Source organism: Pedobacter nototheniae, from assembly GCF_004335085.1.
GTDB classification, from domain to species: domain Bacteria; phylum Bacteroidota; class Bacteroidia; order Sphingobacteriales; family Sphingobacteriaceae; genus Pedobacter; species Pedobacter nototheniae.
On record NZ_RQRS01000023.1, the window covers coordinates 49632 to 69081 of the forward strand.

Annotated in this window: 17 protein-coding genes; 3 read left to right on the forward strand and 14 right to left on the reverse strand. The window is 35.2% G+C overall.

Annotated elements, in window-relative coordinates:
• Positions 1-13: 13 nt before the first annotated feature.
• Positions 14-904: a PorP/SprF family type IX secretion system membrane protein gene (locus tag EHC72_RS18115; protein ID WP_131539123.1), complete on the forward strand. Its 891-nt coding sequence runs from the start codon at positions 14-16 to the stop codon at positions 902-904.
• A gap of 50 nt (positions 905-954) precedes the next feature.
• Here EHC72_RS18115 and EHC72_RS18120 read toward each other — a convergent pair whose 3' ends face one another.
• The 5 genes from EHC72_RS18120 to EHC72_RS18140 form a co-directional block, all read right to left on the reverse strand.
• The gene (locus tag EHC72_RS18120; RefSeq protein ID WP_131539124.1) at positions 955-1563 is read right to left on the reverse strand and encodes a DUF1684 domain-containing protein; all 609 of its coding nucleotides are present in this window, start codon (positions 1561-1563) and stop codon (positions 955-957) included.
• Between the two features lie 603 nt (positions 1564-2166).
• Positions 2167-3264 (reverse strand): chorismate synthase, encoded by a 1098-nt coding sequence (gene aroC / locus EHC72_RS18125; protein ID WP_131539125.1) that lies wholly within the window; start codon positions 3262-3264, stop codon positions 2167-2169.
• A 60-nt stretch (positions 3265-3324) separates the two neighbouring features.
• On the reverse strand, positions 3325-4614 hold the full coding sequence (gene aroA, locus EHC72_RS18130; RefSeq protein WP_131539126.1) for a 3-phosphoshikimate 1-carboxyvinyltransferase: 1290 nt from the start codon (positions 4612-4614) through the stop codon (positions 3325-3327).
• Positions 4615-4818: 204 nt separating this feature from the next.
• Positions 4819-5958, reverse strand: a complete 1140-nt coding sequence (locus EHC72_RS18135) for a chorismate mutase (protein WP_131539127.1) — start codon at positions 5956-5958, stop codon at positions 4819-4821.
• Between the two features lie 107 nt (positions 5959-6065).
• Positions 6066-6899, reverse strand: coding sequence for a prephenate dehydratase (locus EHC72_RS18140; protein WP_131539128.1), 834 nt, complete (start codon positions 6897-6899; stop codon positions 6066-6068).
• Between the two features lie 341 nt (positions 6900-7240).
• Between EHC72_RS18140 and EHC72_RS18145 the strand changes: the two genes are divergently transcribed.
• On the forward strand, positions 7241-7732 hold the full coding sequence (locus EHC72_RS18145; RefSeq protein ID WP_131539129.1) for a hypothetical protein: 492 nt from the start codon (positions 7241-7243) through the stop codon (positions 7730-7732).
• A gap of 64 nt (positions 7733-7796) precedes the next feature.
• Here the strand turns inward: EHC72_RS18145 and EHC72_RS18150 are convergent, their stop codons facing one another.
• The 3 genes from EHC72_RS18150 to EHC72_RS18160 are packed head-to-tail and all read right to left on the reverse strand — an operon-like array spanning position 7797 to position 10013.
• Positions 7797-8747, reverse strand: a complete 951-nt coding sequence (locus EHC72_RS18150; RefSeq protein ID WP_131539130.1) for a sterol desaturase family protein — start codon at positions 8745-8747, stop codon at positions 7797-7799.
• 1 nt (position 8748) lies between these two features.
• Entirely contained in the window at positions 8749-9807 is a 1059-nt protein-coding gene (gene aroB, locus EHC72_RS18155; protein WP_131539131.1) for a 3-dehydroquinate synthase, read from the reverse strand.
• Complete coding sequence (locus tag EHC72_RS18160; RefSeq protein ID WP_131539132.1) at positions 9807-10013, reverse strand: RNA-binding S4 domain-containing protein; 207 nt, start codon at positions 10011-10013, stop codon at positions 9807-9809. Before EHC72_RS18160 ends, aroB begins: the two co-directional genes overlap by 1 nt.
• 94 nt (positions 10014-10107) lie before the next feature.
• On the opposite strand from EHC72_RS18160, the gene EHC72_RS18165 reads away from it, so the two are divergent.
• On the forward strand, positions 10108-11292 hold the full coding sequence (locus tag EHC72_RS18165; RefSeq protein ID WP_131539133.1) for a proline dehydrogenase family protein: 1185 nt from the start codon (positions 10108-10110) through the stop codon (positions 11290-11292).
• 79 nt (positions 11293-11371) lie between these two features.
• Here EHC72_RS18165 and EHC72_RS18170 read toward each other — a convergent pair whose 3' ends face one another.
• From EHC72_RS18170 to EHC72_RS18195, 6 genes are all read right to left on the reverse strand, one after another.
• Positions 11372-11692 carry a DUF962 domain-containing protein gene (locus EHC72_RS18170; protein WP_131539134.1) on the reverse strand — a complete coding sequence of 107 codons (321 nt, stop codon included), beginning with the start codon at positions 11690-11692 and terminating at the stop codon, positions 11372-11374.
• A gap of 9 nt (positions 11693-11701) precedes the next feature.
• Entirely contained in the window at positions 11702-12337 is a 636-nt protein-coding gene (locus EHC72_RS18175) for an HAD family hydrolase (protein WP_131539135.1), read from the reverse strand.
• Positions 12338-12517: 180 nt separating this feature from the next.
• Positions 12518-15646, reverse strand: coding sequence for an efflux RND transporter permease subunit (locus EHC72_RS18180; RefSeq protein WP_131539136.1), 3129 nt, complete (start codon positions 15644-15646; stop codon positions 12518-12520).
• A gap of 32 nt (positions 15647-15678) precedes the next feature.
• Positions 15679-16773, reverse strand: a complete 1095-nt coding sequence (locus EHC72_RS18185; RefSeq protein ID WP_131539137.1) for an efflux RND transporter periplasmic adaptor subunit — start codon at positions 16771-16773, stop codon at positions 15679-15681.
• Between the two features lie 5 nt (positions 16774-16778).
• Positions 16779-18047: a TolC family protein gene (locus EHC72_RS18190; RefSeq protein ID WP_131539138.1), complete on the reverse strand. Its 1269-nt coding sequence runs from the start codon at positions 18045-18047 to the stop codon at positions 16779-16781.
• Positions 18048-18103: 56 nt separating this feature from the next.
• Positions 18104-19450, reverse strand: coding sequence for a sensor histidine kinase (locus EHC72_RS18195; protein WP_131539139.1), 1347 nt, complete (start codon positions 19448-19450; stop codon positions 18104-18106).

A 19450-nucleotide genomic window follows, 5' to 3' on the forward strand; every position in this document is an offset into this window, starting at 1 on the left:
AAGGCATACTAAAATGAAAAAAATAAATAAAATTATAGCAGTACTGTTTTTTATAATAGTATCTGGAACAATAACAAAAGCACAATTAAACCCAAATGGGGCACAATATTATGTGAACCAGTATTTAGCAAACCCTGCTTTGGCAGGCTCGGTTGAAGGGGTTAGAATTAATGGTGGTTACCGTGCACTCTGGAATAATATTCCGGGTGCACCGGTATCACAAAGTATAACTGGCGAGTATGGTTTTAATCGCGTTGGTTTAGGTCTTAATGTTTCCAACGAATCATCGGGGCTATTAAGACAAACCCGTGTGGTAGCTACTTATGCTTATCATATCAATTTAGATAGCTATGGTAACCAGCTTAGTTTTGGTGTATCGGGTGGTTTTATGAGTCAAAGATTAGATCAAACTGATTTGCAAGGAAATGCTAACGATCCTATGATTGGACTTTACAACTCTCGCAAAACTTATGTTGATGGCGATTTTGGGGTTGCATATACCAGCAAAAGCTTAACGGTACAGGCAGCGATTCCGAACCTTAAAAGTTTTTTTAAAAAGGATGTGATAAAACTTGCCGATGAATCTACTTTTTACTCTGCAATTAGTTATAAAATTAGTTTAGGCGCAGGCATAAATACAGTAGTAGCCGAGCCCAAATTTGCTTATCGTGGCGTTCGTGGTTTCGATAATATGTGGGATGCAGGCTTGCAGGTAGGTATTGCAGATCAACAAATATTTTTTACCGGTTTATACCACAGTACAGAAAGTGCTACCATGGGGTTTGGTATGGATTTTAAGAAAAAGTATTTAGTTAGTGGTTTATATACCACGCAAACTTCAGCACTATCAGGCTATACAAACGGTAGCTTCGAATTAAATTTAAGATTATCATTAGGTAAATAGAGTGCAATAAGTAAGCAAAAAGGCTGTGTTTTAATTAACACAGCCTTTTGCTATTTTTTATGCTTTTTTTCTCCCGAGTAAAGCTTTTCTCCTGCCTTAATCTCTAAAGAAAGATCGTTCTCTTCTGGCGGTACCGGACAACGATAGCCATCGCTATAAGCACAATAAGGATTATAAGCTTTATTAAAATCAACTTCAATTTTACCATCCTTAATATCTGCCGAGCTTAAATCTATATATCGTCCGCCACCATAAGTTTCCTTATTATTGGTTTCATCCGTAAAAGGTAAAAAGAGTAAATTTTTATAGAGTGGGTTAGCAGCCAGCGCAATGCTTTTATACAATGTCATTGTAACAGCGCCTCCATTTAGGTTGAAGGTAATGTGCGCAAAACGATAAAATTCTTTGCTGGTACCATCATAGGTAGGCATTTTAAAAACCTTTTCGTTCTTAAGTAAATCTACTGTTCCAGTAACTCTATATGCGCTATCTGCATCATAAAAATGAAGATCCTTTAAATCTGCCTCTTTTAATGGAGAATGACTTTCCTTAATAAAATCCTGTTTATATTTTTCACGGTGTGATGCAATTTGATCACTGTACGATTGTGCAAATGTTGTTGTACTAAACAATAAAAAAAGAGGAATAAGATATTTCATACTTCAAAATTACATCAATTAAGGTAAAACTTTGTCATTGTACTGAAACACAGGATTAATTTTAAAGCACTTAACCAACGAGGAGCATCATTTAAACCAGCTGTTTCAGATGTTAGCTTTTTCAGTGCATCTCGTACCATTGATGAAGCAGGATTTTCAAATTCTGAAGATCCTTTATAGCTTTTATCTATTTACGGGTTCAGAGAACCCTTTTTATTATTAATTCGAGATGCCCTGCGGAACATCTCGAACAGCTGGAATCATTTAGCTGACGAGGAGCATCATTTAACCGACGAGGAGCATCATTTAACTGACGAGGAGCATCATTTAGCTGACGAGGAGCATCATTTAACCGACGAGGAGCATCATTTAGCTGACGAGGAGCATCATTTACCCAACGAGGAGCATCATTTAACTGACGAGGAGCATCATTTAGCTGACGAGGAGCATCATGTAAAAATAAGCAGGAGAGTGTAAATTAGATTGTGTAAACTGTTTAGGAGAGTGTAAAAATTAAAAAGAGAAGTACTTTTTTAATGTGAGGACGAAGCCATCTTTGCCAACCATTAAAATACGATTGGCAAAGAATTTATATCTCTGATGTTAAAGGATACTGGCTTTATTTCTTAAAAACTGATCTGCTAATACTAAGGCGGTCATAGCTTCAACAATAACTACAGCTCTAGGCACCACACATGGATCATGGCGACCTTTACCTTTAATTTCTGCAGCTTCTCCGGCAGCATTTATAGTTTGTTGATTGTGCATAATTGTTGCAACAGGTTTAAAGGCAACTTTAAAAGTAATATCCATTCCATTAGATATGCCACCTAAAATGCCACCGGCATGGTTGGTAATGGTTTTAAAAGCTTTTGCTTCTGCAGCTTTTGGTTGCGGAATATCATTATGCTCTGATCCCTTTAATTCGCTTCCGGCAAAGCCTGATCCATACTCAAAACCATGAACAGCATTAATGCTTAGCATTGCTTTACCTAAATCTGCATGGAGTTTATCAAAAACAGGTTCGCCCAAACCAGCAGGACAGCCCTTAACTACGCAAGCAATTTTACCGCCAACGGTATCACCATCTTTTCTAACCGAATCTATAAATTCAATCATTTCATGTGCCGTTGCCGGATCCGCACAGCGTACAATATTATCTTCTCTAATGGCTAATAAAGCGGTTAAATCATTGCTTTCAAGGTTTGGTGCATCAATGGTTCCAACCGCTGTTACGTGGGCAAAAATTTCGATGCCCTGTTGTTTTAAAAACAATTTTGCAATGGCTCCAGCTGCAACTCTTGCTGCGGTTTCCCTTGCAGATGATCGGCCACCACCACGATGATCTCTAATGCCGTATTTTGCATCGTAAACATAATCTGCATGGCTAGGGCGGTAAACATCCACATTATGCCCATAATCTTTTGATCGCTGATCCTCATTCGGAATTAACAAAGCAATAGGTGTACCTGTACTTTTTCCTTCAAAAACACCCGACAAAATTTGTACGGTATCACTTTCTTTTCTTTGAGTGGTTATTTTAGATTGCCCTGGTTTACGCTTATCCAATTCGGATTGAATAAATTCTAAGTCAATATCTAATTGCGCCGGACAGCCATCTATAATTACGCCAATGGCAACGCCATGAGATTCGCCAAAAGTGGTAATGCGAAAGAGTTGTCCGAATGAGTTTCCTGCCATTATTTAAGAATTGAATTATAGGATGATTAAATTATTGAATATTTTGATATTAGATTTTCACTACTTAATACTTACGTCAAAGCCAGCTTTTTTCAAATCTTCCCAAAAGTAAGGGTACGATTTTTCTACCACTTGCATTTCTTCAATTTCCACTTCGTTAATTAACAAAGCTAAAGGAGCAAAGGCCATAGCCATGCGGTGATCCTCGTAGGTGGCAATGGTAATTTTATCCGGAAAATGAAGGTTATCGCAATTTAAAGTATAAACAAGATTATCCTCTTTTAAAGTTACACCAATTTTAGCCAACTCGTTTTGTAAGGCAGCAATTCTATCGGTTTCTTTAATTTTTAAGGTTTCCAAACCTGTAAAAGCCATGTTTTTACCCAAAGCCGCTGCAATTACCACAATAGTTTGTGCCAAATCGGGGCAGGTTTTTAAATCTAAAACCTCTACGCTATCCAATGATAAACCTAAATTACTGATGGAAATTCCGGTATCGGTTTTACTCGTTGCGATACCAAAAATCTTCATTATTTTCTGAATCTGACTATCGCCCTGCAAGCTTTTATCCTTTAGTGCAGGTAAGCCAATTTCTGCCTCTTCTGCCAAAGCAGCAATGCTGTACCAGTAAGATGCAGCGCTCCAATCTGGTTCTACAACTAAAGTACCAGCCTTAAAGGATTGTGGTTCAATAGTAATTAAATTTCCATTCCAGGTGTGTTCAATCCCTACAGATTTTAACATATCCAAAGTCATATCTACATATGGCTTAGATGTTAATTCACCTTCAATTTCGAGTGTTAAGCCTTGAGGTAAAATAGGGGCAATCATCAGCAAAGCTGAAATGTACTGGCTGCTTACATCGCCTTTAATTTTAACTTGAGAAGCAATTTGTTGTAGCGGTCCGTTGATATTTAAAGGTGGAAAACCTTCGTTCTCTGCATAAGAAATATCTGCACCAATTTTTTTTAAGGCTTCAGTTAATATCCCAATTGGGCGTTGCTTCATTCGCTCAGTTCCTGTTAAAAGGAAATTTCCATTTTTTGCAGAAAGATAAGCAGATAAAAAACGCATTGCTGTGCCTGCAGGACCAACATCTACTATTTCAGAATTTTGGGCAGAAACATTTAATTCGTTTTCCGTTTCAGGTGTTTCAACCTCTAATTTATTTAGAATATCATTTAAGGTAACGGTATCGGCTGCATTAGAAAGATTTTCTACTTTAACCAGCCCTTTGCTTAATGCACTAATAATTAAGGCTCTATTGCATTCGCTTTTAGAACCTGTTAAAAGGATTTCCGTATCAATATTCTTATTTCCTTTAAAAGAAACTAAGGCATTTTTAGACATTGTTATTCTGTTTTGTTCTTAAAATGCAATTGCCAGATGGTTTACATCTGACAATGCATTGTATTTAATATCGCCACTTTTGAATACTTGGCTATCGTTGTAAGATTGCTTCGTACCTCGCAATGACGTTGTGCGAGAGGGTTTCTTTTTAAGATTTAGGGTTGTTTTACCATCCATCTTAAACCTTTCAACCCTCTACCTTAATTAAGCTTTAACTTCGTTATGTTGTTCAGCAGCAATTCCTTTTTCGGCTTTGCCAGCATTCATAATTTCAGTTTGCTTGCGAATAGATTCGCCGTGAACCAATTCTAAGAATTTCTCTGTAAAATTCAAATCTAATTTTAAAGCTTTAGCAAAAGCATGTCCTTTTTTAATAATGGCATCCCAACGGTTAACTTGTAAAATGGTTACTTGGTTATCGCGTTTAAATTCACCAATTTTCTCAACAATTGCCATACGTTCACCTAGTTTTTGCAATAAAATATCATCAATTTTATCAATTCCTTTACGTAAATCGGCTAATTTATCAGCGAAAGCTTCGTTTGGTGCTTCAGGTTCACGTACTGTTAAACGATCAACTAATTCTGCCAAGGCAGCCGGTGTTACTTGTTGTTTAGCATCCGTCCATGCAACTGAAGGGTCAACATGAGATTCGATCATTAATCCTTGCATATCTAAATCCAAAGCTTTTTGCGAAATGTAAGGGATTAACTCACGGTTACCACAAATATGACTTGGATCGTTGATGATAGGTAAATCAGGGCAAAGGGTTTTTAACTGGATTGCAAGTTCCCACATTGGTTCGTTACGGAAAGAACTTTTCTCGAAAGAAGAGAAACCGCGGTGAATTGCACCAATTTTAGTAATACCTGCTTGGTTGATACGCTCAATTGCACCAATCCATAATTGTAAATCAGGATTAACCGGGTTTTTAATTAATACTGGAACATCATGTCCTTTTAAAGCATCAGCAATTTCCTGTACCGTAAATGGATTTACAGTAGAACGAGCACCAATCCATAAAATATCTACACCAGCCGCTAAAGCTTCTTCAACGTGTTTTGCATTTGCAACTTCAACAGCAGTTGGTAATCCGGTTTCTGCTTTTGCACGCTTTAACCATTCTAAACCAATACTTCCAATACCTTCAAATTCTCCTGGGCGGGTACGTGGTTTCCAAATACCTGCTCTTAATACTGATACTTTTCCGGTTGCAGCCAATAAATGAGCTGTAGTTAATAATTGCTCTTCAGTTTCTGCGCTACATGGGCCTGAGATCAATAAAGGTTCGTTGTTGGTGTTTAACCAAGTGTTTAATGGCTGAATGTTTAAATTAAGTTTCATGTTTTTATGGATTGTAATATTTTTAAATTCGATTGTTTAATTGTTGTATTGTTTTTTATTGTTTTTTATTGTTTGGTTAAAACTGTCAACTAAAAATTGCTAACTGCTTAAACTTTATCATTCTTTTGGTATTCTCCGAGGATATTGAAATTAGAGGTATATTTTAATGCTTTTCTAACGGCTTTATCATATTTCTCTGTGCTTGGCCACTCCAAATCCACATAAAAGTAGTATTCGTTTCTTTTTCCAAGTACCGGCATAGATTGTATTTTTGTTAAGCTTACTTCCTGTTCAGCAAAAATGTTTAACACCGTAGCTAGCGAACCCGCTTTATGACCAACTTGAAAACAAATTGAGGCTTTATTGATTTTCTTACCCTCATCTGTTTTATCTTTTTTAAGAATCAGAAAGCGGGTATAATTTTTTTTGTTCGATTCTACACGGCGTTCAAGGATGTTTAATCCATAAAGTTCGGCAGCTAAACTATTGGCAATAGCCATTGTATCTGTTAATTTTTCTTCCTGAATACGTTTGGCACAGGCTGCGGTATCATTACTCTCAACAATTTTAATATTCGGGTAATCGTAAAAGAAATCAATGCACTGGCGGATGGCGATAGGGTGAGAGGTAACCACTTTAATATCTTCAAACTTTACACCCGGTAAAGCCATAAGGTGCAATTGAATAGGCAGATAAACTTCGCCAACAACAGAAAAACCGTAATCCCTAATTAAAGTGTAGTTTGGTAATAAACTACCTGCAATAGAATTTTCAATAGCCATTACTACAAAATCCGCATCATTTTTTTCAAGTTTATCGCATGTTTCTTTAAAGGAATTGCACTCTAAAGTTTCAATATCCTTACCAAAGAATTTGTAAGCGGCTTCCTCATGAAAAGATGCTTTAATACCCTGAATTGCTACTCGTTTTTTCGTTTCCATTTTTGTGCTAAACAAAAAAAGTCCCGGCGTTGTGCCGGGACTTTCTTATACAATTTAATATTTGTTATATATCTTTTTGCATATTAGCCCCGGCTCTCACTAAAATAGTAAAAGTAACCAAAGCTGTAATATGTGTTTTTATTTTGCATTTTTTTCTTGTTGAGCCAAATGTACAAACAAAATTTAATTTGTCAATAGGGAAATGAAATTTTTTTAAACAAAATTTAATTTTCTTTGGCTAATTATTGTTCACGTATAAAAAACAAAGATTTTTTTTAGGCTATAAAAATTATATTTTCGCATTGAGTTGGTAATCCCACCGATTCGTTTAATCTAAAAAAATGAAAAAATTAATGCTTATCATGCTAGTTTTTAGTATAGTTTCTTGTAAATCAAATCTTTCTAAGAAGTTTGATGCAAATAACGCTGCTAAGGACTTGGAAGAAATCAAAACAAGTGGAAAAGTTTCTGCTGCAGATTACAACTTGCTATTAACTAAAATTATGAAAGGTGCAATCTTTAGTAAAGAAGTAAATCTAAATGGTTTGACCTATGAAGAAATTTTGAATAATGCAAAGGCAGAAGCTAAGCAAGCAGAAGATAAAGCGAATGCTTTTTTAAATCAAAAATTTTCTGAGGATGAAGCGGCAAGGATGAAAGCGTTGGAAGAGAATTACGCATACATTACAGAAAAAGAATGGAAAGTTGGCTGTTTTAGTTTCTTTATAGGGTATAAAAGTAAAGAAGATATTAATAAATTAAAACAAATGACTTATCGTCAGATATTTGAACAATCAGGTGCTTTTTGTAAAGAAAAGGAATATACAGAGTAATTACTTTTTAAGTACTAGATTTTTAACTAAAAAAGGGTTTGTAAATTTTACAAACCCTTTTTTATTAACCTGTAGAACTCAGCTCTTGCTGATGTTTATTCATGTTTTTAACTTTTTCATTTTCTTCAGCATCGCGTAGTTCCTGTTGCATAATTTTAGCAATTTTTGTGCTGCCATCATGGCTCCAGCCCGGCGGGTTGAAAACATATTTTACCTTATCCATAAAAGTTGGTGCTTTTTTAACATCAGCTGTTAAGGCAATAAATTCATGGAAAATAATATTAACTGGTCCTGTATCCGTTGGCTGTGTAGTTAAGCCATATTTAACTTCATCTTCAGGTAATTCTGCCTGGAAGGTACCAAACCATCTATCCCATAAAATTAAAACCATGCCCATGTTTTTGTCTAAGTAACGCACATTACTGGCGTGATGAACGCGGTGGTGTGATGGTGTAACGAAAACATATTCGTACCATTTAGGAAATTTGATTTTATATTGTGTGTGTACCAGATTGCCATAAATTTGAGTAACCAAATAAGCAAAAAGAATATCCATTGCACTAAAACCCATAAAAGCTAAAGGCAAATAAAAGAATACACGATACAATGGTTCAAAAACTGTAGAACGGAAACCTGTGGTTAAGTTAAAATGCTCTGATGAGTGGTGGGTAACGTGCATTGCCCAAAAGAAACGTACATAATGACCAACGGTATGTAAAAACCAGTACAAAAAGTCTTGAGCAAGTATTAAAACAATCCAATAAACCCAAACATTAGAAATTTGGAATAACCTGAACTGGTAGCAGTAATCAAGTAAAAAGAAGGTTGCCGTTTTCATACCTAAATTAATCACCACGGCAGCAGTCATTAGGTAAATATTAGTCCAGGTATCTCTTTTAGTGTATAATTTTTTATCGTGTTGATAGCTGAAATACATTTCAACGATGGTAAGCACAATTACAAAACCGAATAGTGCTCCAACAGAAATATCTCCACTTGAAAAACTTGTTGTCATTTTATAAGCTGTTGTAGTAATCCAAACTGCCTAAAATATCAGCGGTACTTACACGGCAGTTAAAAGTGCATTTACCAATGTTTTCTAATAGTGAGAATAAAATATTGCCATCCTCATTTTTCTTATCACTTTGCATTAACTCCAATAAGGTATCAAAAGTTTCTTTTTTGATGTTGTATTTAGGGTATAATGAAAGAATATATTGACTAATATCTGTTAATTCAGCATCGGTAAGGTTGCTGTTTTTAACAGATAGATAGGCTTCAGTAACAAAACCAATTGCAATTGCTTCACCATGGGTTAAAGGTTTTTCGTCATTTGCTAACGAATAACTTTCTACTGCATGCCCAATAGTATGACCATAGTTTAAAATTTTACGCAAGTTTTTTTCATGCGGATCAATGGTTACTACTTCATTTTTAATTTCTACTGAGCGATAAATATCTTCAGCCGAAGGCGTTAAATGATTGCTTTTTTGCAGTTTTTGGTAATAAGCTTTATCGGCAATTAAGCCATGTTTAATCATTTCAGCAAAGCCAGAAAGTAATTCACGATCTGGTAGTGTTTTCAAAAATTCCGTTTCAATATAAACAGATTGAGGAAGGGTAAAAGTACCCACCATATTTTTAACGCTATCTATATCAATTCCGGTTTTACCACCAACAGAGGCATCCACTTGCGAAAGAAGGGTAGTGGGCACATTTATAAAATCTATACCACGTTTATAAGTTGAAGCAATAAAGCCACCCATATCTGTAATAACGCCACCCCCTAGGTTAATCATCAAACTTTTACGGTCTGCTTCAAAATCCAATAAGGTTTTCCAAATTCCGATACAAAAATCGATATTTTTATTTTCTTCTCCGGCAGAGGTTTCAATTAAATCAAAGCCGCTATAATCATCAAGCAAGGCTTGAAAAACAGGCAAGCATTGTTCGCTGGTGTGTTCATCGGCAAGTACAAAAACCTTGCTGTACTTGTTTTCATTAAGTAAGGTTTTTAAAGTAGCTAAACCACTTTCAAAATAAAGGCTATGGCCTGCGCTGGTTAGTGGTTCCATTAAATTACTTCAATTTTATGTTCGGCAAATTCAACTATATCTCCCTGTTTTACTTTTAAACGCTTACGGTAATCTACAACGCCATTGTATTTTACAAGGCCATCCATAACCACCATTTGCGCATCGCCGCCGCTGCCTACTAAGCCAGTAGCTTTAAGCAATTGAATTAAGGGAATAAATTCGCCTTCTAATTTGAATTGTATCATTTTGTGCAAAAATACAATTATTTACAGTTTTTTAGTTTTAACAAGCCAATGCTTTTTATAATTTTGCATCCGTTTGACTAAATGAACACACCAAATGGATATATCCCCCAATAAACAACCAAATTTTGATAATACTGAAGTAGCCTTTAAACAAAAGTCTAACGGAGAACTTAAAAAAGCTTATTGGTTATTTAAAATCATTAGCAGTAATTTTTTAACAAAGGTTGGTCCTCCGGTTACTAATTTTTTCTTAAACATTGGCTTGCCTATTCAAGGTGCTATAAAATCAACCATATTTCAACAGTTTTGTGGTGGCGAAACTATTGCAGAATGCGATAAGGCTATAGAGCAATTGAGCAAGGGTGGCGTTGGTACTATTTTAGATTATTCTGTTGAGGGTGAGGAGGAAGAAAAAGTATTTGATGAAACTTGCGAAGAGATCATTCGTACTATTTTAAGAGCCGACGGTGATAAAAGAATTCCGATTACAGTTTTTAAAGTTACCGGAATTGGTCGTTTTGCCTTATTACAGAAATTGGATGCAAAAGAAGCTTTAAGCATAGAAGAAACCACAGAATTTGAAAAGGTTAAATTACGTTGTGAAATGATTTGCCGTGCAGCGTATGAGCGTAAAGTTCCAATTATGGTGGATGCGGAAGAAACCTGGATTCAAAATACGATTGATGAGTTGGCATTGGATATGATGCGCAAATTCAATAAAGAAGGTATTATCGTTTACAATACTTACCAAATGTATCGCCATGATAAACTGGCGGATATGAAAGCAGATCATTTAATTGCAAAGGCGGCAGGCTTTATTTTAGGTGTTAAAATGGTGCGTGGTGCTTATATGGAAAAGGAAAGAAAGAGAGCTGCAGAAATGGGTTATCCTTCGCCAATCCAAGCGGATAAAGCGGCTTCAGACCATGATTATAACGAATCATTAAGATATTGTGTAGATCATATTGAAGATATTGCAATTGTTGCAGGTACGCATAATGAAGAAAGTAGTCGTTTATTAACGTATTTGCTTGAAGAAAAGAAAGTTGAACATAATCATCCTCACGTTTACTTTGCGCAATTATTAGGAATGAGCGATAACTTAAGTTTTAACCTTGCTGATTCTAACTATAATGTAGCTAAATATGTGCCTTACGGACCTATAAAAGCGGTAATGCCTTATTTGTTTAGGCGAGCTCAGGAAAATACTTCTGTTGCTGGGCAAACAGGAAGAGAGCTTGGCTTAATTGAAAGAGAACTAAAAAGAAGAAAACTGTAATTCGGTTTATAATTAATAGTTGGCAATTTTCAGTTTTAGATGGTTATTAGAAACCAACGACTGAAAATTGCCAACTTTTTTATTTCTTAACTACAAACGATTGTTTACCTGTTAATAGATCATAAAATAAGATAAAATCGCTTACTAAGCTATAGCCCGGATACTGAAAAGTAGCGGGCTTATTTTTTTCAAAGAAAAAATGACCAACCCATGCAAATCCATACCCCAAAACTGGCATAGCTAAAAAGAAACGCCAATCGTGAAAAAGAAAACCAGTAAAAAATGCCAGGGTAACCAATCCGGTTCCAATAAAATGTAAAACTCTTGATGTTGTATTGGTATGCTCCGTTAAATAGATTGGGTAAAATTCCTTTAATGATTTAAATTTTTTCTCCTTCATTTTTTCTATTTATAAAATTCCATTCTTTTTTAAGAAATCTTCCAATTGAGCCGGTTTCTCTGTCATTAACAAAGTTTGCAAGCCTACTTTTTTAGCACCTTCAATGTGTTGCGGGCTATCATCAATAAAAAGTGTTTCTGCAGGGTTTAAGTTATTTTCTTTAATAACCTGTTCGAAAATATTGGTATTAGGTTTACGCAATTTCATGTGTTGCGAAAAATAAGCACGTTCAAAATAATCATCGTAATTATTAATTTTAAACGTTGCTTTAAGGTAATTTATGATCCAATTGTAATGAATTTCATTATTGTTACTTAAAAGGAAAGTGCGGTATTTTTCCTTAACCTTTAAAAGTAAATCGTGATTTTCTTGTATTGTACCAATTAATAAACTATTCCATGCATCATCAATCTGCTGATCGGTAAGGTTATCATTATTTGCAGCCTTTCTAATTTCAGCTCTAAATTCTGCTGGTGTAATTGAAGCGGTTTCAAGATCATCAAAGATTTTATTGTGACCTTTGTGAGCGAAGAAATTTTCTATATCACTAACGCCTAGTTTTTGAAATGCATTTTGAGCAATTCTGAAATCAATATCAAATATTACGTTTCCGTAATCGAAAATTACGTTTTTTATATTCTGCATGGGCTATCTATAAATTTGATGCAAATATCCTTAATAAATTTAAGGCTGTATAATTATTTTTCTATAATCTGTTTATATGGTTTCATGGAAAGGTAATAAATAACAAATCTCCATTCTTCCCTTAAAATTTGGGGTAGAATGGAGATTTATCTTTAAGTTTCGTTTCTTAAACCAATTATTTTAAGCCTGTATTGCTTTAATTTTTTCAACTTTTTTGCGGTATGACCAATAAAAAACAATTGGGCAAATAAATAAATTAAATACGGTATCTGTAATTAAACCGCCAATAACCACAATTGCTAAAGGTTTTGATGCTTCTGCACCAATTCCGGTAGAAACAGCTGCCGGAATTAATCCAATAACGGCCATCATTGCAGTCATCAATACTGGTCTAAATCTTCTGGTAATGGCATCTCTAATAGAATCTGCAAAAGTCCAGTTTTCATGGTGTTTAAGCTCTCCAATATTATGTTTAAAGCGAGTCATCAAAATAACACCATTTTGCACACAAATTCCAAATAGAGCAATAAAACCAATTCCTGCCGATATATTAAAGTTTACGCCTGTTGCAAGTAAGGCTAAAATACCACCAACCATAGCAAAGGGAACATTATTTAAAATAAGCAATGAATCTTTAATATTTCCTAATAGTACAAATAGGATGATGAAAATTAGTAACAAGCTTATTGGTACAGCCTGACTTAGCCTTGCGATGGCACGTTGTTGATTTTCGAAATCGCCTGCCCATTCCAGTTTATAAGCTTTAGGTAATTTTATTTTTTCATTTACTTTTTGCTGTGCTTCTGCAATAACGCTCCCCATATCTCTACCTCTTATCGAAAATTTAATGGCGCCGTAACGTTGGTGTTTATCTCGATAAATCATACTTGGACCAGTAATTTTACGAATGGAAGAGATTTCTCCCAATTGCACATTGGAGCCAGAAAGGGTAGGGATTCTTAGTTTACTGATTGAGCTTTCATCGTTTCTAAAATCTTCAGGATAGCGGATAATCAAATCGAATTTGCGTTCACCTTCATAAATTTGTGTGGCTGCTTTTCCTCCAATTGCCATTTCTATAACCGCATTTGCATCGGCAGTACTTACCCCATAAAGAGCCATTTTTTTCTGATCGAGGTTAATCTGGAGTTCTGGCTGACCGAGGTTTCTAAGGATTCCTAAATCTTCAATACCATCAACAGTTTTTAAAATCGATTCAATTTTTTCTTCCTCTTTTTCTATGAAGTGAAAATCATCACCAAACATTTTAACAACAATAGAGCCTTTAACACCTGATACGGCCTCTTCAACATTATCAGAAATGGGTTGTGAAAAGTTAAGCGTAATACCCGGAAACCCCTTCAGCTTCTCCTGCATTCGTTCTACCAGTTCCTCTTTACTCTGCTTTCTTTTCCACTCTTTTTTCGGGTAAATATCTACATGAAACTCCATATTATAAAAACCTGTTGCATCAGTTCCATCATTCGGTCGCCCGGTTTGCGACATTACTTGTTTTACTTCCTCAAAACTTAAAAAAATCTTACGGATATCATTAGAGAGTTTTTTAGTTTCATCAAGTGAAATACTCAAAGGCCCTGTTGCACGCACATAAATAGAGCCTTCATCCAAGCTTGGCAAAAATTCGGTCCCTAAAAACTTAAAACTTGATATTCCAACCAGTAGGATAACAATTGAGACTGTAAAAGCGAGTTTTTTTCTTTTAAAACAGGCATCATAAAACCTCAAGGTTTGTTTGGTAATAAATTCTAAAAAGATATTGTGTTTTTCTTTTACATCTTTCTTTAATAATACACTTGCCAAAGCAGGTACCAGTGTAAATGTTAAAATTAAAGCACCAAGTAAGGCAAAGCTTAATGTCCATGCCAATGGTGAAAACATTTTTCCTTCTACTTTTTCAAAGGTAAATATGGGAAGTAACCCAGTAATAATGATGAGTTTGGCAAACATTATACCTTTTGCATTTTCCATGCAAGCCTTTTTTATAAAGCCCAGTTTACTCATTTTATTAAAGCGATCCATACCTGCTTTTCTGGCCTGATAATCTAGCGCAACAAAAATTCCTTCAACCATTACTACGGCTCCATCTATAATAATTCCGAAATCTATTGCGCCCATAGAGAGTAAATTGGCAGGCATACCCTTTAGCTTTAGGCAAATAAACGCGAATAATAGGGAAAGTGGAATTACAATTGAAACGATTAATGTTGTACGCCAATTTGCCATAAAAAGGAATACAATGAAGGTTACAAACAAAATGCCCTCAAGCATGTTGCCCATAACTGTATGCACAGAATAATTTACCAGATCTTCGCGATCATAAAACGGATCGATTTTTACGTCTTCTGGTAGTACGTTTTTATTAATATAGGCTATTTTTTCCTTTAATCTAGCAATTACTTCACTTGGATTACCCCCTTTGCGCATCACAATAATGCCCTCAACCACATCAGGATCATAGTCGCGACCAACTTGCCCAAGTCTTGGTAATGCAGATTCAGACACATCAGCAATGGTTTTTACATAAACAGGGGTGCCATTAACATTATCAACTACTACATTTCTAATCTCATCTATATTATTTAAAACGCCAATTCCTCGTACTACATAAGCTTGTCCGCTTTGAATAATAACATCACCACCTACATTAATATTACTTTTTGATACAGCCTCAAACAATTCGGTAGCACTTACTCCGTATTGTATTGCTTTTTGCGGATCTACGGTAATTTGATAGGTTTTAACCTCCCCACCAAAACTTACTACATCAGCAATACCCGAAACGGATAACAATTCTCGTTGAACCACCCAATCTTGAAGAGTTTTAAGCTCTCTAACAGATTTTTTATCGCTTTTAAGGGTGTATCTAAAAATCTCTCCAGTTGGGCCATAAGGTGGCTGCACTTCTGGTTGAATGCCTGCTGGAAGATCGGCTTCGGTCAGGTGATTATTTACCTGCACCCTGGCTTCAGCATAGTTTACGTCATCTTCAAAAGTTACCTTAACAATAGATAAACCAAATAAAGAAGAGGAACGGATACTGGTTCGCTTTTCAGTAGGGTTCATTGCTATTTCTAGCGGTCGGGTTACAAATTTCTCCACTTCCTCGGCACTTCTTCCGGGCCATTGCGTAATAATGGTAATGTTGGTATTGGTTACATCCGGGAAGGCATCGATTGTTGTATTTTTGAAGCTTAAATAGCCTGCAAGAATCAGTATAAATGTGGCAAAAAATATAAAATATTTGTTTTTTAAGGCAAAACCGATGATATTCTTAATGAATTTATTCATTACAGCAGAATTATATAGTAAGAAATTTGGATTTAGTTTTTAAGGCTTTCAAACAGAAAAACCTGCTTCGAAGAAATAACCTGTTCGCCAGGATTTAAGCCCTTTTTTACATAAATTTTATCAGCTGTTTTACGTCCGATTTCAATTTCCCGAATGCTTACTTTTCGTTCGGGATTAAGCACTAAAACGTAGTTTTTATTCTCGTCAAAAATAACGGCACGAGAGTTTACAACAGGCAAGTTACTACCAGAAGTAGCTGCAACTTTTACGGTTGCAAGCATACCCGGTTTAAGCAAAAAGCCAGGATTTGAAATGGTTACACGGGCATTCATTACTTTACTATCCTGATCAATCATGTTATATATTTTGTCAATTTTGCCCTTAAATTCTTTATCTGGGTAGGATAACAGGGAGATGCTTACTTCATCTCCCTGATGGATGCGAGAAATGTCTGATTCATAAATATTAATCATCGCCCAAACGGTAGAAAGATCAGCAACGGTGAATAAATTTTTATCATTATCTCCTCGAAGCTGCATATTGCTGGTTACATTTTTTTGAATAATAAAGCCATTTATTGGCGATTTGATACTGTATGTTCCACTTTTACTGCCACCATTTAATTTAAGGACCAAACTGGCTCTTTTAACTTCTGCTTTTTTAATTTGATAGTCACTTTTAGCTTCTTCCAGCTCTTTAGCAGAAGATATTCCACTTTCAAAAAGTTGTTCTGCTTGTTTTAACGTGCGCTCGGCATTTCTCAATTCGGCTGATGCAGCAATGGCTTCCTTATCAAAGCCAGCCATTTCCGAGCTTGAAAGTGTTGCTAAAGTTTGCCCTTGCTTAACCTGATCGCCGAGCTTTACATTTATTTGATGCAAAGTTCCGCTAACCATTGGGAAAATATCCGATTTGTGCTCCTCATCGGCCGTAATTTTAGCAGAGAAAGTTAAATCCGTTTTGCTGTTTGCCTGTTGTACAGTATCCATTTGGAGGCGATTAAGCAAGGAATCAGTAATGACAAATTTTTCTGCCGTTGTAGCTGTTCTTTGCTTATTGCAGGCAAAGTTTAAACCAATGGTAGAAAGAAGTAAAACCGCCACTATATTTTTGTTTTGATTAGCCATATTGTTTATTTGAAGATATTTGAACCAGTTACATAATTAATTTCTTCTCGGGTGCTCATACGCTCATATTGAAGATTGTTAAGTTGAATAGTACTTTCTTTATAAGCATCGTACAAGTCAATAAATTCTATTAAGCTTACATTTCTACTCCGAAAGTTTTTGATTAGGCCACTTAACAACAAATCGAAATCTGCGCTAAACTTTGGGTCTATATCCGCATGTTGCCGCTCTACCCTAAGTGCTGTTTTATAACTATTGTAAACTTCATTTTCTAAAAGTGACTGCGATTTTTTAATGTTACTTGTAGCAGCATCAATTCCTATTTTAGCCTTTTTTATTTCTCCTTGGTTTCTATTAAAAAGTGGAAGGGGAATTTTAACACCTAAGCCTGTGTACTTATCCGGATAATTACCCTTTAAATCATAGCTGAGTGATATTTCTACATCAGGCACAGCCATAGCTTTTTGAAGTTTTAAATTGGTTTCATTGTAAAGTAAAGTGGCTTTTGCAAGTTTTAAATCGGCACGATTGGTTTGTGCAGAATCCAATAACACGGCATAGGGGATTTTTTCAATCAACGGTTCATTAATTGTTGCAGGCAACGTTAGGCTAATGCTTTGATTTGCCTGGATGCCACATAAAATTTTAAGATCCCTATAATTATCTTCCAGGTTATTTAATAACTCCGTTTTCTCGGCTTTAAGACTAATCATTAGGGATTTAATTCTGATTATATCTTTTAAAGCAACATTTCCCATAGCCAATTGCTGCTCGTAAGCTTTTAGCAACTGCTGACTAGAGTTAATTTGTTGCTCATAAACTTTTAAAGTTTGCTCGGAATAATAAGTTTTATAAAAAGTATTTCTTAACTGAAAACGCAATGTTCTGATGAGGTCGAAATATTCAAATTCTGCAAGTTTAACACCAGCCTGAGCAAGTTTTATATTTTTATTTCGTTTACCGGCAAGCTTAAATAGCTGGGCAATTTGTACGCTATATTGCCCTGTAGCGTAAGATGTTTCTAAAAACTTTTTAGTTTCATGGTTATAAAAAAGATTTTCATAACTCAACTCAGGGTTGTCAAATAATTTCGCCGTAATAATTTCTGCTTTTGCCTGGTCAATTTCATAATTAGAAGCAATAAGATCATAATTGTTGGATAGAAACAGACGTTCTGCCTGCATTAAATCTAGCTTTAAACTATCTTTTTGGGCATAACCAACCTGTGCGGCTAGTATAAATACACATGCAAAAAGTATTCGGATAATCTTCATTCGGCAAAGCTATCCGTAGCGAATTAAACCGAAATTAAACGCAGATTAAAACGGGATTAAAGTTTTGGGAAACGAATAATAAAGGAACTTCCTTCACTTTTTGAAGAGTTTATTTCTATTTTCCCCTTAAAAAGTGCAACTATTTTTGATGCCATATATAAACCCATGCCTTCTCCCTTTTGCTTATCTGAGCGACTATAAAAAGGTTTAAAAATTTCTTCTTTTTCGCTTTCGGCAATGCCAATACCATTGTCTTTAACGCTTAAAATCCATTCTGTTAAATTGCTTTCTAAAGTGCATTCAACAGGTTGATTTTCTGAGAATTTAAACGCATTAGAAATAATATTATTCAATGCTATATTAAGTAAAATGGGGTTTGCTGTAATAATTGGCTGATCTTTTTGATCGTATTTTGTATTAACGATCAAGTTAAAACCATAATTGTTCTTCCAATCTTGTTGAATGGCAAAAAGCGTTTCATTCAGCTTAACAGCTACCAGATGCGAAGTTGCAAGTTCCAAATCGGTACGGGCAAGGGTAAGCAAACCTGTAATAATGTGATCCATTTTGCCCGAATCTTCTAAAATAGATTGAAGCACTTTTTTATAGTCTTCCTTTTCTCTTTCTTTGCTTAGGGCAAGCTCTGCAGTCATTATAACCCTTGTAATTGGTGTTCTTAATTCGTGAGAAGCATTGGCAACAAAAGTTTTTTGTAAGATAAAAGCTTGTTCCAATTCTTCCATGAGCTGGTTAAAACTATGAGCCAGCAAACTTATTTCATCTTTATTATCTTCCTCTCTAACTCTAAATTCCATATTACCTGAGTTAGCCATTTTTACTTCCTTCATTAATCTTTGAAGCGGTAAAAGCATTCTGCTGGCAACCCAACGACCTGATATTAATAAAATTAATGAAATGAGTAAAAATACAACAACCATAATTTTTAGTAATTTATCTAGCCGATAATGACTGCTTTGGTCAATTGCTGAAGCTAGAATTACAAAATCACCCTGGTTATCCTTATAATAAATTCCTACAACCTGTTTCTGTCCATCCTTAAATTGAATTTTGCCTGCCTTTCTTACTTTATCAATCGTTACACTAGTCCAATATTGTGCAGAATCACCAATAAAAGTGGCCTTATTTTTTGAGTCGTATACACGTATAACTTCACCATTTAATTTTTCTAAATACTGGTGCCTTACTTTATTCAAGGCATCTCTTGAAATTTCATCAGCTTCCAGATAAAGTTTTGCCGTAACCATTGTTCTATCGGTTAAACGAGTGAAAAAATCAGCCTCTAAAAACTTTAAAAAAGTGAAATAAATGGTGCAAAGCACTGCCAGTAGCATGGTAGTACTTATTAACGTAAAATAAAGAGACAGTCTATCTTTTATTTTCAT

Excerpts from the sequence above, each read along its gene's own strand:
- EHC72_RS18115 (WP_131539123.1), top strand. The coding sequence starts at position 14 with ATGAAAAAAATAAATAAAATTATAGCAGTACTGTTTTTTATAATAGTA.
- EHC72_RS18120 (WP_131539124.1), bottom strand. The coding sequence starts at position 1,563 with ATGAAATATCTTATTCCTCTTTTTTTATTGTTTAGTACAACAACATTT.
- aroC (WP_131539125.1), bottom strand. The coding sequence starts at position 3,264 with ATGGCAGGAAACTCATTCGGACAACTCTTTCGCATTACCACTTTTGGC.
- aroA (WP_131539126.1), bottom strand. The coding sequence starts at position 4,614 with ATGTCTAAAAATGCCTTAGTTTCTTTTAAAGGAAATAAGAATATTGAT.
- EHC72_RS18135 (WP_131539127.1), bottom strand. The coding sequence starts at position 5,958 with ATGAAACTTAATTTAAACATTCAGCCATTAAACACTTGGTTAAACACC.
- EHC72_RS18140 (WP_131539128.1), bottom strand. The coding sequence starts at position 6,899 with ATGGAAACGAAAAAACGAGTAGCAATTCAGGGTATTAAAGCATCTTTT.
- EHC72_RS18145 (WP_131539129.1), top strand. The coding sequence starts at position 7,241 with ATGAAAAAATTAATGCTTATCATGCTAGTTTTTAGTATAGTTTCTTGT.
- EHC72_RS18150 (WP_131539130.1), bottom strand. The coding sequence starts at position 8,747 with ATGACAACAAGTTTTTCAAGTGGAGATATTTCTGTTGGAGCACTATTC.
- aroB (WP_131539131.1), bottom strand. The coding sequence starts at position 9,807 with ATGGAACCACTAACCAGCGCAGGCCATAGCCTTTATTTTGAAAGTGGT.
- EHC72_RS18160 (WP_131539132.1), bottom strand. The coding sequence starts at position 10,013 with ATGATACAATTCAAATTAGAAGGCGAATTTATTCCCTTAATTCAATTG.
- EHC72_RS18165 (WP_131539133.1), top strand. The coding sequence starts at position 10,108 with ATGGATATATCCCCCAATAAACAACCAAATTTTGATAATACTGAAGTA.
- EHC72_RS18170 (WP_131539134.1), bottom strand. The coding sequence starts at position 11,692 with ATGAAGGAGAAAAAATTTAAATCATTAAAGGAATTTTACCCAATCTAT.
- EHC72_RS18175 (WP_131539135.1), bottom strand. The coding sequence starts at position 12,337 with ATGCAGAATATAAAAAACGTAATTTTCGATTACGGAAACGTAATATTT.
- EHC72_RS18180 (WP_131539136.1), bottom strand. The coding sequence starts at position 15,646 with ATGAATAAATTCATTAAGAATATCATCGGTTTTGCCTTAAAAAACAAA.
- EHC72_RS18185 (WP_131539137.1), bottom strand. The coding sequence starts at position 16,773 with ATGGCTAATCAAAACAAAAATATAGTGGCGGTTTTACTTCTTTCTACC.
- EHC72_RS18190 (WP_131539138.1), bottom strand. The coding sequence starts at position 18,047 with ATGAAGATTATCCGAATACTTTTTGCATGTGTATTTATACTAGCCGCA.
- EHC72_RS18195 (WP_131539139.1), bottom strand. The coding sequence starts at position 19,450 with ATGAAAATAAAAGATAGACTGTCTCTTTATTTTACGTTAATAAGTACT.